At 40.7% G+C, this 16,211-nt stretch carries 12 protein-coding genes and 1 tRNA gene; all 13 read right to left on the bottom strand.

Annotated elements, in window-relative coordinates; all coding sequences use genetic code 11:
• Window positions 1-43: 43 nt before the first annotated feature.
• The 13 genes from N477_RS08125 to N477_RS08065 all read right to left on the bottom strand — a co-directional run bounded on the left by N477_RS08125 (window position 44) and on the right by N477_RS08065 (window position 16,150).
• Window positions 44-2,374 carry an efflux RND transporter permease subunit gene (locus tag N477_RS08125; RefSeq protein ID WP_063360851.1) on the bottom strand — a complete coding sequence of 777 codons (2,331 nt, stop codon included), beginning with the start codon at window positions 2,372-2,374 and terminating at the stop codon, window positions 44-46.
• On the bottom strand, window positions 2,374-3,372 hold the full coding sequence (locus tag N477_RS08120) for a YCF48-related protein (protein ID WP_063360852.1): 999 nt from the start codon (window positions 3,370-3,372) through the stop codon (window positions 2,374-2,376). The genes N477_RS08125 and N477_RS08120 overlap by 1 nt, the downstream gene beginning before the upstream one ends.
• Window positions 3,373-3,490: 118 nt before the next feature.
• Entirely contained in the window at window positions 3,491-4,858 is a 1,368-nt protein-coding gene (locus tag N477_RS08115) for a DUF1329 domain-containing protein (protein WP_063360853.1), read from the bottom strand.
• Window positions 4,859-4,869: 11 nt separating this feature from the next.
• Window positions 4,870-6,987, bottom strand: a complete 2,118-nt coding sequence (locus tag N477_RS08110) for a DUF1302 domain-containing protein (RefSeq protein ID WP_063360854.1) — start codon at window positions 6,985-6,987, stop codon at window positions 4,870-4,872.
• Window positions 6,988-7,224: 237 nt separating this feature from the next.
• The gene (locus N477_RS08105; RefSeq protein ID WP_063360855.1) at window positions 7,225-7,446 is read right to left on the bottom strand and encodes a DUF2835 family protein; all 222 of its coding nucleotides are present in this window, start codon (window positions 7,444-7,446) and stop codon (window positions 7,225-7,227) included.
• A 3-nt stretch (window positions 7,447-7,449) separates the two neighbouring features.
• The gene (pepN, locus tag N477_RS08100; RefSeq protein WP_063360856.1) at window positions 7,450-10,035 is read right to left on the bottom strand and encodes an aminopeptidase N; all 2,586 of its coding nucleotides are present in this window, start codon (window positions 10,033-10,035) and stop codon (window positions 7,450-7,452) included.
• Between the two features lie 242 nt (window positions 10,036-10,277).
• Window positions 10,278-11,726, bottom strand: coding sequence for a Na+/H+ antiporter NhaC (nhaC, locus tag N477_RS08095; protein ID WP_063360857.1), 1,449 nt, complete (start codon window positions 11,724-11,726; stop codon window positions 10,278-10,280).
• A gap of 244 nt (window positions 11,727-11,970) precedes the next feature.
• A complete protein-coding gene (gene prc / locus N477_RS08090; RefSeq protein WP_063360858.1) occupies window positions 11,971-14,001 on the bottom strand; it encodes a carboxy terminal-processing peptidase in 2,031 nt (676 codons plus the stop codon).
• Between the two features lie 10 nt (window positions 14,002-14,011).
• Window positions 14,012-14,662 carry an RNA chaperone ProQ gene (proQ, locus tag N477_RS08085; protein ID WP_063360859.1) on the bottom strand — a complete coding sequence of 217 codons (651 nt, stop codon included), beginning with the start codon at window positions 14,660-14,662 and terminating at the stop codon, window positions 14,012-14,014.
• Window positions 14,663-14,674: 12 nt separating this feature from the next.
• Entirely contained in the window at window positions 14,675-14,953 is a 279-nt protein-coding gene (locus N477_RS08080; protein WP_063360860.1) for a hypothetical protein, read from the bottom strand.
• 1 nt (window position 14,954) lies between these two features.
• A complete protein-coding gene (locus N477_RS08075; RefSeq protein WP_063360861.1) occupies window positions 14,955-15,413 on the bottom strand; it encodes a GAF domain-containing protein in 459 nt (152 codons plus the stop codon).
• 136 nt (window positions 15,414-15,549) lie between these two features.
• A complete protein-coding gene (locus N477_RS08070; protein WP_063360862.1) occupies window positions 15,550-15,912 on the bottom strand; it encodes a hypothetical protein in 363 nt (120 codons plus the stop codon).
• Window positions 15,913-16,059: 147 nt separating this feature from the next.
• Window positions 16,060-16,150: transfer RNA gene (locus N477_RS08065), tRNA-Ser, on the bottom strand.
• Window positions 16,151-16,211 lie beyond the last annotated feature (61 nt).

Below are 16,211 nucleotides of genomic sequence, written 5' to 3'. Positions count from 1 at the left end.
ATTGTAGATATAAATGGCCAATTAAGGCCATTTAAGAGCACAATTATTCACACTTTTTTTTCTGGTCTGGCCAGATAAAAGTCCCTATCGCAGGTAATAACAGCACAGCGCCCAACATATTTACCAAGAACATAAACGTAAGCAATATGCCCATGTCAACTTGGAACTTTAATGCAGAGAAAATCCACGTACTCACACCTATGGCCAAGGTAATACCTGTGAACAATACAGCACTTCCTCGTTCAGCCAATGCATTGCGATACGCAGCCGACAATGGCATACCTTGCTTTAATTGGTTCATCATTGACGACAAGATATAAATACCATAGTCAACGCCTATACCCACACCCAATGCAATCACAGGTAATGTGGATACGGTTAGACCAATCTCAAGTTTAACCATCAGCGCTTGCGCCAAGGTTGAAACGATATACAGAGGTAAAACAACTGCGACTGTTGCTCTTATACTTCTAAAGCTGATAAGGCATAAAATAATCACCGCACCATAAACATAGATCATCATTGGTAATTGTGCAGCAGCGACAGATTCATTTGTTGCAGCCATCACACCAATTGGTCCAGATGCGAGTTTAAAACTTACACGGTCTGTTCCTTCTTCTTGAGCAAACCGCTTAATTTCCGACACAACATGGTCAATGGTTTCAGCTTTATGATCGTCCATGAAAATGATGATCGGCATAACAGAACAGTCGCCATTTAATAAACCCGTACTCGTTTCAACGCGAGAAGTCGCTTGAACTAAAGACGCGCCATTTCTTGGCAAGGTTTGCCACTTTAAGTTACCTTCGTTGTAACCTGCATTGACAGCTTGTGCTACAGAGCTCAATGAAACTGCGGATTGCACCCCGTCTAAGTTTTCCACTCGCCACTGAAAACGACTTACTCTATCCATGGTATCGTGTTCAGTACATGCCGCTGGGTACGCTTCTACCAATACTTTTAAAATATCCGAAGATATCTCATAGCGATCTGAAATCAAGAAAGTATCTAGGTTATAGCGCGCGTCTTCATGCAGCGCAGGTGCACCTGCATGTAAATCACCAATACGCATGTCTTTTGACTGCCAATAACCAAATGCAAATAGTCCAGCTGATATCAATAAAATAACAGCGGCATAGCGTCTATCCGTCGCTAAAACAAGACTTTCTCTTAGTTTAGTGAACACGCTATTCGCTTTGGCTTTACCATCATCAACGCGATGCATTTTTGAAGACTTGAAGTAAGAAGCTAGAACAGGCAGTAAAATTAGGTTCGTAAAGATGATAACAGCAACACCCAAACTTGCTGTGATAGCAAGCTCTCTGATAATACCAATATCGATAGCAAGTAAAGTCATAAAGCCAATCGTATCAGATAACAGCGCGATACCGCCCGGAATAAGCAGCGCTTTAAAGCTTGCTTCAGCAGCAACCTTACTGGTCACGCCTTCAGATACCTTTTTACCAATGGCGTTGATCATTTGCACACCATGGCTTACACCAATCGCAAAGACCAAAAATGGCACAAGAATAGACATTGGATCTAAACCAAAGCCAAGTACAGATAACAAACCTAACTGCCAAACTACCGCAATTAACGAACAGGCGATAGGTAACAATGTCAGTTTAAAGCTTTTGCAAAATAGCCAAACCATGATGAAAGTGAATAAAATGGCGATTGCAAAAAAGAACACTACATCTTTTGCACCATCAGCAATATCCCCTGCCATCTTGGCAAAACCAATGATATGAATTGATACTTTATCTGTACTTAAAGGTTCGCGGATCTCAGACTCTAATTTTTTTGCAAATGCGAGCGTGTCTAACTTTTGCTGTGTTTGCGGATCTGTCTCCATAAGCTGAGCAGATACCATGGCACAAGAATAGTCACTCGCAACCATGCGACCAACCACTTTGGCTTTTTCAATATTCTGCTTCACTACAGCAAGACCTGTTGCATCAGCTGTGAAGTTCGCAGGAATAATTGGGCCACCTGCAAATCCATCTTCAACGACTTCTACAAATCGTGCACTCGGTGCAAAAATAGAGTTTACCAAAGGACGATTCACGCCAGGAATAAAGTAAAGTTGGTCATGAACCGCTTTTAGCTGTGTAAAGAATTCAGGATTAAAAATATCACCTTCGGCATCACATACAGAGATTAAAATACTGTTCGCACCACCAAATTGTTTTTCATGCTTTAGATAAACCTTCATGTAATCATGATTTAAAGGAATATTTTTATTGAAAGATGCATCAAGCTGGATATGTGTAGACTTATAACCTAAAAAGACCGTCGCTAGCGCAAACAGCGCTATAACCATAAAACGATGCCTAAAAACGACATACACTAGTTGATTTAAAATAGACTGCATTAGCGATCAACCTCGATTGTTTGAATACCCTCTTCTGTAGCCAGCACCAGTTGACCATTGTGCAGCACACCTGAAAGAATAGATTTGCCGTTTTTCAGCTGTTTTGTTTTCACATTTTTACCCTCTACAGTAAAAACAAAACCGCTGTTCGCCAGCATAATTTGTGCAGTATCAGTTGAAACAATACTGTTAATCGTCGCGGCTTTTTCCACATTGATAGGTGAAAAAGACACGTTTTTACTATCAGAAATAAATGTGTTGCCACGTAAGCCTGCTGCAATAATCTGTTCTTGTTTGTTTTTGTTTACAGCAAACAGTGAGCCTGAATAAAATTCGTCAATTCTTGCCCATGTTGTGCCGAAATCACGGCTTACCGCAAATAGGCCCATCTCGCCAACCAGAAAAATATCGTTGCCATCAATCAGCATTCGATTGAAGTGAGGTAAAATAAATTGCGTTTCTTCTTCATATGCTTGCGGATCGTCTTGCTTTAGTTCAGCTAAATACTCAACGTCATCAGGGTGTACAAACTCATTTAAAAAGCGTTTAGTCCAGCTTTTACCGCCATCTTGTGTTTGATACATCATGCCGTATGCACCAATTGCGAAACCTTGCTTATCATCTACAAACTCAATATCTAAACAAGGTTTTTCTAGATCAGGCAAGTATTGTTGGATTTGCCAAGAGACGCCACCGTCGGTGGTATTTAAAATCGAAGCGTCATGACCACACGCCCAGCCTCTTTTTGCCGATGTAAATTCCACCGCAGTTAAGAGAGATTGGATTGGTACATGCGCTTGCTCCCAATTTGAACCATCATCACTGTACACTATTGTCCCATGCTTCCCTACGGCAACAAGTTTCTTTCCGCTATTGGTAATATCAGTTAGCAAGGTTTTCTCTGGGTGTGCAACTCTCAACGCTTCTGAGGCGCTGCCAATAGCTTCACTTTGCATAACGAACACTGCAATCGAGGTTGCAATTAACTTCTTAATCATTATGAATACTCAAATAAAAATGTCGTGAATGACTGGGGGGATAAAACTGGACATATTGATGTCCAGTTTTAATAGAGTGTAGAAAGATCAAAATTAATTGACCCCGAAAGACGTTATATTAACGTCTTCCCTCTCGACGAAGTGCACTTTGAGTAAACTCATTGTCTTGGAATGACTGTGTAAAGTCATACATTTTTTCTTCGTTGTCTAGGCCGATTGCTAGATAACGACGAGAGTTTAAATCGTGGTATACGTCTAGTGTACTCCAATGTGTCGGTACGTCGTAATAGTTAATACCATGTGCCATCGCAACACGGTACATTTGGTCACGGTTGTCGTACAAGTCCGCTACATGAATTTGCCAGCTATCTTCATCGATGAAGAATACACGCTTTTTATAAATGTGACGTGTTCCCTCTTTAAGGTTCGCTTCAACAACCCATACGCGGTGTTTTTCATAACGTACGTGATCTGGATTAATGTGACCGGCCTTCAGAATGTCTTCATACTTCAAAGAGTCGCTATGTAATTTATAGCTGTTGTACGGAATGTACATCTCTTTTTTGCCTTTTAATGTCCAGTTATAACGGTTAGGAGAACCGTTGAACATGTCAAAGTCATCTGTTGTACGTAAGCTATCAGACGCTGTTCCCGGTGCATCATATGCAACGTTAGGTGCACGACGAACTCGACGCTGACCTGTGTTGTACGTCCATGCTTGTCGTGGTGTTAATATTTGGTCCATTGTTTCGTGCACAAGTAATGCTGTACCCGCCAATCGCGCAGGCTCAGTTACCTTCTGCTTGAACTTAAATAACACATTAGATTTTTGTAGCTCTTCTGGTGTTGCACTTGGATCTGAATACTTAACCAGTAGCTTCTCATCAAAGCCAATGATGTTATAAGAGCCAGAAGCCGTTGGCATTGCCTGACCACCGTTACGTTCAATAGACAAGCCACGATATCTTAATAAGTGGTTCCAAATCGCTTCTAAGCCATTTTCTGGAATTGGGAATGGAATACCAATCGCTGTATTTTTAATCCCGTTACCGCCTTCAATCAGCTCAGCCGTTGATGCGTACTTTTTAGTCGCATCGTATACAAACTGCGGATAAGCCGCGCTTCGTCGCGTTTGATAGATATTCATCTTAAACGTATCAGGGTACGTTTCAAATAAAGCAATTTGGCCAGGGCTCAAGTTATCTTTATATTTATCAAGATTGCTCTTATCGATAGTAAATAAGATCTTGTCGTCCGCATACGGATCTGGATGGTGCATACCAGGCTTAAAGTTTGCAGGTGGCTTAGTTATACCGCCAGTCCAAGCAGGGATTGAGCCATCAGCATTAGCCGCAACTTCAGCGCCGATTGGTGATAAGTCTTTACCTAAGCGATCAACCTCTTCAGGTGTCATTTTCGCTAAAGCAATTGGTGCAGCCATTATTGTCATTATTGATGCTGCTAGTAGTGTAGGTTTTCTAAACATATCGAAAGCCCTTAAATTGAGTACTTAATATTAAATGATACAAAATCGCGATCTGAGAATGTGTTTGTTGCACCACCGCCCCAGAACGTGTTGTACCCTAAATCAAATGACCATGCATTTTGATAGCTAAAGTTAAGGTTCACACCCATCGACTTTCTATCCTCAACAAACAAGAACATTGGATCTGGTGTTGTTCCGTTTACGTCATGTGAAAACACAACTCGTGGTGAGAAGTTTACACCTGAGAATAAATTGTTGTATTCACCTTTAGCGATCAGACGGTAACCCCATGAAGAAGCCGTTGGGAATGGATTAACTTCAGGACCATTAGACACTGCTTGATGGATCAAATCGTAGTTACGACCTTCTATTCCTTCAATTGTGCCGCTTCGACCAGTACCCGCAACATTCAGACGTAATTCATCATAAGAAGGCATGTCTTTAATCGTAACAGCACCTAGTTCACCGACAACCGCCCAGCTATCCGCGCCAAGTGATGGACCGAATAAATGCGTTGCTGTGAATTGTAGCTGCATCGTATCTTTTAATACGAAACCTTGTGCAACTTCGCCAGGCTGAACATAAGAAACATCATTACCTTGGCTTAATTGAGAGAAGCCTTCAAAATCTTCGCGAATGCCTGCCGCAGCTAACTGCTCAACCATGCCAGCATATAAAAGCTCCACATCATCAATTTGAAGCGGCTCGTCTTGACGGTAAGCAAATTCACCAGAGAAAGCTGTTTCACCAATTGCCGTGTTAAAGCTCAAGCCATAAAGTTTAATATCTTCAGGATAAACAATAACCGCTTGCGTGAAAGCGTTCAGGTTCGTGATATTGTCTTCAGTGATCTTATTATTCTGAATATAGTTAAGATCCTGCATTATCGCACCGGTAGTAAAGTTAGATGCTTTACCAGAAATAAGCGGTCTACGGCTGTGATAATTAATATGATAAAGCGCAATCTCAGTATCATTCAGCTCAGGCACAAACATACCTAAACGAATACCGAATTGGCCACTGTCATCAGCATCTGTTTTACCCGCGTCACCCTTACCTTTTAACGCAACTCTTGTTGGATAAGCAAGGTACATAGACGATAGCATTTGCAATGCATCAGGACTGCTCAATACGTTTTGATCTGTGACGTCTAAACCTTGTGCAGCAAGTGCACCAACCCAGTTAGACTGCAAAGAATTTAAAGCTTCAGTTAGATGATGTAAGTCGATATCTGGGTTTGACGTGAAACCAAGTTGTACATTTTGCGAATAACCATTTGCTGATGCAAAATCATTCGTCGAGAAATAACTACCTGTCGCTGGCAAGCGAGTCTCGTGCCACTGGTATTGATAAAATGCTTCTAGAGTGACATTTTCAGTAATGCCCAATGAAGCCCAAAGCATACCGACAGGGATAAATGCTTCTTTTAACTCAGAGCCCGGCGCTTTCAAACGGTCGATATCAACAGGGTTTACGTTAATACCATGCGATATTAATGTACTTTCACCCCAGTTGATTACTTGTTGACCTAGACGAATAGACAGCGGATTATTGCCGTCGTTTAAATCAAAATCAGCCCACACAAAGGCATCTAACAATCTAGCGTCAGAACAAACCTGTTCTTTCGTATCGTCATCTGCACATGGGTCTACATGTTGACCAGACACTGGGTTACGGTAAGCAAAATCACCGTCTTCCATCGCAAAGTCATAGAAGTACATAAAGCGAGAGAAGAAACCATAATTATCTTTAGTGATGGCAAATTCGTGTGTGCCTTTTAACTGTTGAGAAAAAGTATCACCAGCGTCAAAGTTTAAGTTGCCTGCATCACCATTGTTAGAGTAAGCACCTTCTTGGCTCCAAACTTGTGAAGAAGAGTACAAGGTATTGCCCGTTGAGGCATTGTACCCACTCCAATTAAACCTAGGGTGGTTACTCTTACCGATAATTCCAAAGTCTCGGTCTTCAACACGAATACTTTGTCCATATGAGAACGTTGAATCGAACGTTATCTCAAAATCACCGACTTGGAAATTAGCGGCTTGCGCATGCATGCCAACCGTTCCGAAAATGGCTGCTCCAAGTCCAAGCATAATCTTGTTCTTAGTAAAGCGCGCTTTTTTTATCATTATTTCTCCCCCTTATGGCGGGTAAATCTAATCAAGTTATTGTTTTTTGTTGTCGTAACGATAGAAGCGAAAATCGAAAATTACAAATTTTACGCGTTCGTTCGGTGCATTTTTAACTTTTTAGACCGTCTTTTAACCTTGGTAAGACGTCTTACCAGAATAGTTATAACACGTAATTTAAGTTTAAAACAAACCGAATTAACAAAAATACTTTATCCCACAAAGCCTTTTTAGTGCTTATGTCACCTTTTCAAGTGCGATAAATCGGTTGCTACCGTCAAGCTGTAATCTAAAACGCCCATTCACACCAATGCTGGATACAAACCTTCTGATGTGTGCTGCTGGAAAGCGGATCCGCTTCCCACCATCTTCCACAACCTGAATAGATTCAATATCCCCTTCATAATAAGCAAGGCACTGCTCATGGGTCAGTCTTAAATAAAAGTAATATTCTTGCATGTATCAGTTTAATGCTCTATCAATTTTCTCATATAGATCATCACTTAAGTCTGAAATTCCTGCTAAACGCTCAAGTTGTGTTCGCATCTTTTGTTGTCGGCTTTCATCAAACCGCTTAAAAGATAAGAGTGGAGTAATAATTCTTGATGCATTTTGTGGATTAAGTTCATTAAGCTCAGCGATTAAGTTACCTAATAATTCATAGCCTTTACCGTCAGGTCTATGGAATTGTTTAGGATTCATCCTTGCAAAGGTACCAACCAAAGATCTCACTCTATTCGGGTTGGACTTATCAAAGCATGGGTGTTCATACAATGATAGGATCACGTCTATGCACTTATCTGACTGACTTGTTGCGTGCAGTGCAAACCATTTATCCATGACAAGTAGATCATGATTCCATTGTGTATCAAACTCTTGCATTAATTCTGTTGACAGTGGATGCTGAGCGTTTAGTGCACTCTTTAACCCACCCAGTTTAGTTGTCATATTCGAAGAGCTGGCCTGCTCTTTCAACCAATCTGATACATTGGCCGTCGAGAGTGACAGATAATAGAGACTCTTATTACGTAGCGCTCTGATCGCCACATCTTCAGCACTTAACCCACCGCTGTCCTTAACACTTTGATAGAATTCAGCTAACTGAGTTTCTAGTAAGTCTGCAATTTGTCGCTCAAGACGTTCAATTGCTTGGCATAAAGCATCTACAGGCACAACATCGTAACCACCTGACAGTGTGTCAAAGTTTGGCACTGAAATGTACTCAGCCAAAATTGCTAAATCATCTGGCTTATTTTCAAATAGGCTTTCTAGCACAGAAGATAACTCACCAAACATAGTTTGATTATTTTCTTCACAATCGACATAAGCGCGTATTTGCTGAGTAAACAATATTTGCATCGCTTCCCATCTTGCATAATAGCTTGATGCATATTTTGCAATATGACTCAGCTGAGACAAGGAATATTCATACTCAAGTAAACACGGCGCAGAAAAGTCCTCTAATAGAACAGGAGTTGGTACTGAACCGATATCCTCAAACACAAAAGTTTGCTTTTCTTCGGTTAACTCTAGTACTTTACCTTGCTTTAAAGGTGCTCCCTTAAGAGCAATCGCTTTGCCATTTTCATCAAGTAATTCAATCGCTACGGGGATATGTAGAGGCTCGGTCACCGGATCGTTCTTTGCGTGAGTCTGGGTGATATCTATTTGATATGTTTTTGCTTGTGCGTCATATTTGGTTTTAACATGTAGTGTTGGCGTACCAAATTGTTGATACCACAATTTAAACTGACTCAGATCGGTATTTGTTGCATCAGCCATGGCATTAACAAAATCATCGCAGGTTACAGCTTGACCATCGTGACGTTCGAAATATAACTTCATACCTCGCTGGAAGCCCTCCTCCGAAAGCAAGGTATGCATCATGCGGATCACTTCAGCGCCTTTATTGTAAACAGTCACCGTATAAAAGTTATTCATCTCTATGACTTTTTCAGGGCGGATAGGATGCGCCATAGGGCCCGCGTCCTCTGCAAACTGATGCGTGCGCATCGCATTAACAGCGTCAATTCTGTTTAATGCTCTAGAGCCTAAGTCACTGCTAAACTCTTGATCTCTAAAAACAGTCAAACCTTCTTTTAAACTCAGCTGAAACCAATCGCGGCAAGTTACACGGTTACCGGTCCAGTTATGGAAGTATTCATGACCAACAATGGATTCAATAACGTGATAATCTCTATCCGTCGCTGTTTCTTGATTAGCAAGTACACAAGCACTATTAAAAACATTCAGACCTTTGTTTTCCATTGCGCCCATATTAAAGAAGTCGACTGCAACAATCATGTAGATATCAAGGTCGTATTCTAAATTGAAACGCTCCTCATCCCATTGCATCGACTTTTTCAGAGACGTCATCGCATGAGGGGCTTTTGATAAATTGCCCTTGTCGACGAATAACTGCAGCTTAACCTCACGACCTGTTTTAGTCACAAACTTATCTTCAAGGGTATCAAAATCACCTGCAACCAGAGCAAATAGATAAGATGGCTTTTTAAACGGGTCTTCCCAAGCAACGAAGTGTCGCCCACCTTCTAGCTCTCCCGAATCAACTTGATTACCATTGGAAAGTAAAAACGGAAATGATTTATCCCCTATTACGGTAACTTTATAAGTCGCTAATACGTCAGGCCTATCGAAGAAGTAGGTTATTTTCCTAAAGCCTTCAGCTTCACACTGCGTGCAATATGCACCATCAGAAAGATATAACCCTTCAAGTGACGTATTCTGTTCAGGGGCAATCTCAGTTTCTATTTCGAGGGAAAAGGATGCAGGCACAGAGTTGATCTTTATTCCATCAACTAGCTGGGTAAAATCAGAGTGTGGCTGGCCATCAACTTTGAGTGAAATAAGCGTTAAATCAACGCCATCAAGCTGAACATATGGTTGCGCACCATTCGCTTGCAATTCATACTTTGCGATTACACGGGTTTTTAACGGTGATAAGTTAAATGTGAGGTCAATATGATCCACTTGGTGACTTGGTGGCTGATAATCTGCCAATAATTTAGCTTGCGGTTTTTGTGTCATTAAAATTCCTTCATCGCATAAAATAGCGCAATATGATTAACACCACCTATCCGCCAATCTTTGCTACCTAAATCATGCAAGTGTCTAATATATATACACATGCATCCATTAAGGACACATACATAAGTTAAACGAGATTTTATAATATTAAATGAGGGAAATGTAGCTTGCAAATAAGTTTAGATGGGTTATCTGACTGTTTAGACAATAAAAAAGGCCCCAGTATTTGGAGCCTGCCTATTTTAATCTTGTTCTCTTGGTTTTAGCTTTAAGACTTTGACACCAAGATAGCCATAAACGATTGCTAAAAGCGGGTTGATTAAATTGAAGAAAGCGTAAACTGCATAATCTAATGGGTTAATCAATAGTACACTTTGCATATATGCACCACAGGTATTCCATGGTATTAACGGGCTAGTAATCGTTCCACCATCTTCAAGCGTCCTAGATAAATTAACGCTCTGAAGACCACGCTTTTTGTATTCTTCTTTGAACATTCTACCAGGGACCACAATCGCGATATATTGGTCGGCTGCAACAAGGTTCGTACCAAAACATGTTGCTATTGTTGAAGCAATAAGTGAGCCGGTGCTTTTCGCTATGCGAAGAATACTACGAACAAAAACTTCTAGTAAGCCTGTTTTCTCCATGATGGCACCGAACATCAGGGCTGTCATGATCAACCATGTTGTTGTCAACATGCTTGACATACCTCCACCACTGAGTAAATCATCCATTTTTGCATCGCCAGTTTGAACACTAAACCCATCAAAAAAAGTTGCCCAAATCAGCTTAAACTGCCCAACAAGTTCACCTTGAGACGCATCTATTTGACTTGCAATTAAATCACCTTGGAAAAGTAATGCCCACACAGCGCCGACGACAGCACCAATTGATATCGCTGGAAATGCCGGCATCTTCTTAATTGCAAGGCCAAGTAAAATAACCAGTGGGACGAGCATCAAAATATTGATATTAAAATTGTCTTGTAAAATCGTGCTGATTGCATCAATTTTACTCGCATCACTTGCAACATCAGCGTTAAAGCCCATTACAATGAAAATAATCAAGGCAATAACAAAACTTGGTACCGTAGTCCAAAGCATATGCTGAATGTGATCAAACAGGTCACTGCCTGCCACTGCTGGCGCTAGGTTAGTTGTCTCTGACAACGGACTGAGTTTATCGCCAAAATAGGCGCCAGATATCACGGCACCCGCGGTCACAACGGGGTCGAGCCCTAAACCGTTGGCCACGCCTAACAAAGCCACACCAATTGTTGCGGCCGTGGTCCAAGAGCTGCCAATACTCATGGCGACAATACCACAGATTAAACAGCTTGCGGCATAGAACCAAGACGGATTGATGATCTGCAATCCATAATATATCAGTGTCGGGACCGTACCAGATAAAAGCCAAGTACCGATTAAAGCGCCTACCATGAGCAAGATCAAAATAGCACCCAACGAAATCGTGATACCTTTGATCATCGCTTCTTCAAGCGTTTTCCATGTGAAGCCATTTTTTAAGCCGATTAGTGCCGCTGTAAACGTTGCGAACAATAACGCGATTTGGTTTGGACCAGACGATGAACTGTCACCATAAAGATAAACAGCGGCGCCTAATAAGCTGACCAATACAATAATTGGTATAAAAGCATCCCACGAAGATGCTGTTTTTGGTTGTTTCAAATTTATGTACCCCTCGCACTCATTTTGGTGCGTATTATTATTTGACCGAGTATTTTCACTCTTTTACCAATCCGGTTTGATAATAATTAAACCCGTACTTGTCAGTATCGATTATCAAGACGGATTGATAAACATAGTCTATGTTGTCTTGTTGCGGCTGACGATAATAACAAATTTGCGTTCAGGAGTAACGAAAAAAGGCGCTGTTGCGCCTTTTTTCGTAATACCAAACCATTAAATAGGTTTAAATATCGTTCTTTACAATCTTACCAAAGTTAATCATATCTTGAGTGATTAGTGCTGTTTCTTCCAAATAGGGGTCTAGCTCCGAAATAACGTCAGGTGCATCATCCAAATCTTTGATTGCCTCTAGGCCTAAACGCTTCAAACGTTCATTGGTTCTGGCAAGCGCTCTTTGATCTCTTTCCTCACGCTCTTTCTTTCTTTGCGCTTCGACTAATGAAATTGATACTTCGTTTTCTTTATCTTTATAACGTTTAATGTCGGCGTAAACGTATGAAAACTCAGGCTCTTTAGCTATACGCTTGGTGTGCTTTTCATTTAAATGTGCAATCACCGATGATAAATCATCAATGGTATTGTACTTGGCACGGGCAATGCTATCCCACGGCAATGCGTTATCTTCTTGGCTTTCGCCCCACTCTTCTGGCTCAATAAAAGACGGCAATAAAATATCTGGGATCACACCTTTATTCTGAGTACTGCCACCATTTATTCTATAAAACTTAGCAATTGTGTAGGTAATGCTACCAAGTGGGTTTTCGAACAAATCGTAAGTTCTTCTCAGCCCTTTATGTTGCTGCACAGTACCTTTACCGAATGTTTGCTCACCAATAACAATTGCACGGCCATAATCTTGCATTGCAGCTGCAAAAATCTCAGATGCTGAAGCACTATAGCGGTCAACTAACACTGTCATCGGGCCGCTGTAATATGTTTTACCGTCTTGATCTTTTTGTACGTCTAAACGATTTTGCGCAGTGTGAATTTGTACGATTGGCCCTTTATCAATAAACAGTCCAGACAGCTTCTTAGCTTCGTAAAGTGAGCCACCACCATTCTGTCTAAGGTCAATAATAATACCGTCAACTTTCTCTGCTTTGAGGGAGTTGATTTCTTTAAGAACATCCTCAGAAAGGTTGTTATAGAAACTAGGTATTTCAATTACACCTATCTTACTCGTTAAATCAGAGTACTGCGCTTCAAAGACTGACGACTTAGCGGCGCGATCTTCTAACCTGATCTTGTCTCTAATTATTTCAACAACTTTCGGAGTACCGTGTGAATCGCTTCCTTTAAGGTATTGCAATCTGACTTTAGTGCCTTTTGGTCCTTTTATCAGATCGACCACGTCATCTAGTCTCCAGCCGATAACATCTACAAACTCTTCACCATCTTGGGCTACCCCTATGATTTTGTCGTCTGCTTTTATCTGTTCCGTTTTATCAGCAGGCCCACCTGGAACCAAGCTGCGAATAACAGTGTAATCTTCATCGTAGCTTAATACAGCACCGATCCCTTCAAGTTCAAGGTCCATATCCATCTTAAATTGCTCAGCTCTACGAGGAGAAAGGTAAGATGTGTGTGCTTCGATGCTTCTAGCGAATGCATTCATAACAATTTGATATGCATCTTCACTATTGGTTTGAACTAATCGCTTTTGAGCGTTTTTGTAGCGCTTAGTTAAAATCTCTTTTATGCCTTCCCAATCCTTACCCGTTAGCTTTAATCGCAAGGCATCAGATTTGACTCTTTGGCGCCAAAACTCATTGAGTTCCGCTTGGTCTTTAGCAAAAACGACCTCTTCACGGTCAAAGTAAAACGCATCTGGCGTATCAAATTTCATCTCTTTATCTAATAAAGAAATGGCATATTGGAATCGCTCAAACCGTCTCTGTAAGCTCACATTGAACATTTCAAAAGCAAAGTCTAACTTACCATCAGCTAGGGCTTCATCAAACTTTGCTTTATGTTGTTCAAAACCATCAACATCCGACTGCAAAAAAATAGACTTGTTGTAGTCTAAGGTTTCTACATATCTATCAAAAATTTCTTCTGACAATGTTGAATTCAGTTTAAAACGTTTGTAGTGGTTCTGAGTAAATTTATCTGTCACTCTTTTCGTAGCTGTTGCGTGCTGTAATTCAGGTTTTAGCACAGGTATGTCTTTTTCTGTTACAACGCTATTAGCTGCAAAACACGTGTTTGCAACAAACAATGCAACTGCCCCAATGAGTGGTAAATTTTTACTCATACACTACTCCTTATAGAATAAATAGACTATCAGCCTTTGTCTTAACCTGCATACCAGTTACAAGTTCAACATGTACCTCGTCTTTATTGACTTCAGTAATCGTTGCGTTAACTAGCGCTTGACCAAGTTTAACTTTTACTTTGTTATTAACCTTGACCTCATTTGCAGGAAGAGGTTCAACTTTTCCAGAGCTTCTGCGCTGCTGTTGTTGAGCTGGTTTCTTATTAACTCTAGGCTTTTTGTTAGCATGGCGTGCTTGGCCAGGCCCTTTTGATTTGTAAGACTTTGTGTCACCGTCGTTGCGAGGTCTTTGCTGCTTCTTGCGCTTAGCCATTTTCGCACGGCTTTCTTCTAATGCTTTTTGTGCGTGCTCAACGTGCTCTTGCTCAACTTTCTCAGCTTGACCACCTTCTAAATCGACACGAAACTCATTTTTAGTCACCGCTTCTAAGTAGCGCCAGCTTGACGTGTACTTTCTTAAAGCTTGTCTTACTTGTGTTTTGCTCACTTTATCAGAGCCTTCGATCTTCTCAGCAATATCTTTAAAGATCCCGACCTTAAGTGGCTTTATACCATCCTTTTGTTTAAAACACTGAGGGAACTCTGAGTATAAAAACTCCAGAACCTCATTAATATCTTTTAGCTTGTTTGTGGTTTCCATGTCTAAACCTATTTAAATATCTTCATCAAGTGATGAGTTAATATAGTGTGTAACCCAGTCTAAGAGTTCATCCAATTCGGTTTCAATTAAAGCCATGTCACCGCGCAGATGTTCCCAAATACCATTAATAATTTGATCAATTTGCTCACTTCCAAGATCTTCCGGTAATCTTTCCCAAGCGAAATGGATAAGCTCGTTGAGCGTTTCTGCTACTTGCTCTTCGTCACCTTCCCAGTCCCCAACATCAAAATTAGAGAACAAGTAGTCTTGTACATTAAGCATATCTTTCATTTTAAAGTGTTTCCTCGAAGCTTTTAACTAACGCCTCTAAGCCCAGTTTATCTTGTTCATCAAACCTTGCCAAACTAGGGCTGTCAATGTCCAGCACAGCAAATATTTTACCCTGCTTATATATAGGTATTACAATTTCAGAGTTAGACGCCGCATCACATGCAATATGACCTGCAAAGGCATGCACATCTTCAACTAGTTGAGTTTTAGCCTCTGACACTGCGGTGCCACAAACGCCTTTACCAACCGGAATACGAATACATGCAGGATTACCTTGGAATGGGCCTAATACGAGTTCATTGTCACCATCCATAAGATAAAAACCAGACCAGTTAATATCTTCCATGTTGGTAAACAGCAAGGCACTTAAATTCGCCATATTAGCAATGTGGTTGTGCTCGCCTTCAATTAACCCTTTTGCCTGTTGATTTAACAGCTCATAAAATTTTTGCTTTTGCATTATTAATACTGAACATTCTTACATATAAACAGTAAAGGTACTCTTTCAAGCCAATAAATGAAACCTTTTCAGAGGAAAAAGTCCCAATTTATCCTCAATCTAACTGCAACTGTTCAATTTACACTCAAAGGAAATGTTATTGCCTTCTGAGACTGTATAAAAAAAGTGCGGATGCAAACGCACTCATAACCGCATTTGCAATGAGTATTGGCCCCGTAGAGACTGCAAGCACGTAAGTAAATGCAGTTCCGCCTAGTAGAGCTGTTGTTGTTAAGGCCGAATACGATAGCTTGTCGCGTTTATACAAAAATAAATACGCCGGTAAAACACATAACGCCATGACCATACCCACAATATGTGCATTTGAAATCGCAGTGGTTAGCAGCTGAAAAAAAAGCTGCCCTTGTCCTGTCGAAATATAAAAGTATGCACCTAATACGCTGCCAATGATAAGAGGCGATAACATTGAAACGCCAATTGCAGTTGCGACTTTTTTCATTTCAAATTCCTTACAAGAATATGTCGTTAGTGAAGTCTTCTTTGTTAGTGAAATCCCATCAATAAGACTTTGGTCGCATACTACTAAATTAAGCTAAATATATTTTGAAAGTAAAAAAGCCCAAGCTAACTTAGCTTGGGCTTAATATGGCGGAGAGATAGGGATTTGAACCCTAGATACGCTATTAACGTATGCCGGTTTTCAAGACCGGTGCTTTCAACCACTCAGCCATCTCTCCAAGTTTGTAAAACAACACATTTTAAACGTGATGTTTATTGTAGTGGCGGAGAGATAGGGAT

Source organism: Pseudoalteromonas luteoviolacea H33-S, assembly GCF_001625695.1.
GTDB lineage: Bacteria > Pseudomonadota > Gammaproteobacteria > Enterobacterales > Alteromonadaceae > Pseudoalteromonas > Pseudoalteromonas luteoviolacea_B.
The sequence above is the reverse complement of the archived record's forward strand: the minus strand, read 5'-3'. Positions and strand labels throughout refer to the sequence as shown.

Coding starts and splice junctions, on each gene's coding strand:
- N477_RS08125 (WP_063360851.1), bottom strand. CDS start 2,374: ATGCAGTCTATTTTAAATCAACTAGTGTATGTCGTTTTTAGGCATCGT.
- N477_RS08120 (WP_063360852.1), bottom strand. CDS start 3,372: ATGATTAAGAAGTTAATTGCAACCTCGATTGCAGTGTTCGTTATGCAA.
- N477_RS08115 (WP_063360853.1), bottom strand. CDS start 4,858: ATGTTTAGAAAACCTACACTACTAGCAGCATCAATAATGACAATAATG.
- N477_RS08110 (WP_063360854.1), bottom strand. CDS start 6,987: ATGATAAAAAAAGCGCGCTTTACTAAGAACAAGATTATGCTTGGACTT.
- N477_RS08105 (WP_063360855.1), bottom strand. CDS start 7,446: ATGCAAGAATATTACTTTTATTTAAGACTGACCCATGAGCAGTGCCTT.
- pepN (WP_063360856.1), bottom strand. CDS start 10,035: ATGACACAAAAACCGCAAGCTAAATTATTGGCAGATTATCAGCCACCA.
- prc (WP_063360858.1), bottom strand. CDS start 14,001: ATGAGTAAAAATTTACCACTCATTGGGGCAGTTGCATTGTTTGTTGCA.
- proQ (WP_063360859.1), bottom strand. CDS start 14,662: ATGGAAACCACAAACAAGCTAAAAGATATTAATGAGGTTCTGGAGTTT.
- N477_RS08080 (WP_063360860.1), bottom strand. CDS start 14,953: ATGAAAGATATGCTTAATGTACAAGACTACTTGTTCTCTAATTTTGAT.
- N477_RS08075 (WP_063360861.1), bottom strand. CDS start 15,413: ATGCAAAAGCAAAAATTTTATGAGCTGTTAAATCAACAGGCAAAAGGG.
- N477_RS08070 (WP_063360862.1), bottom strand. CDS start 15,912: ATGAAAAAAGTCGCAACTGCAATTGGCGTTTCAATGTTATCGCCTCTT.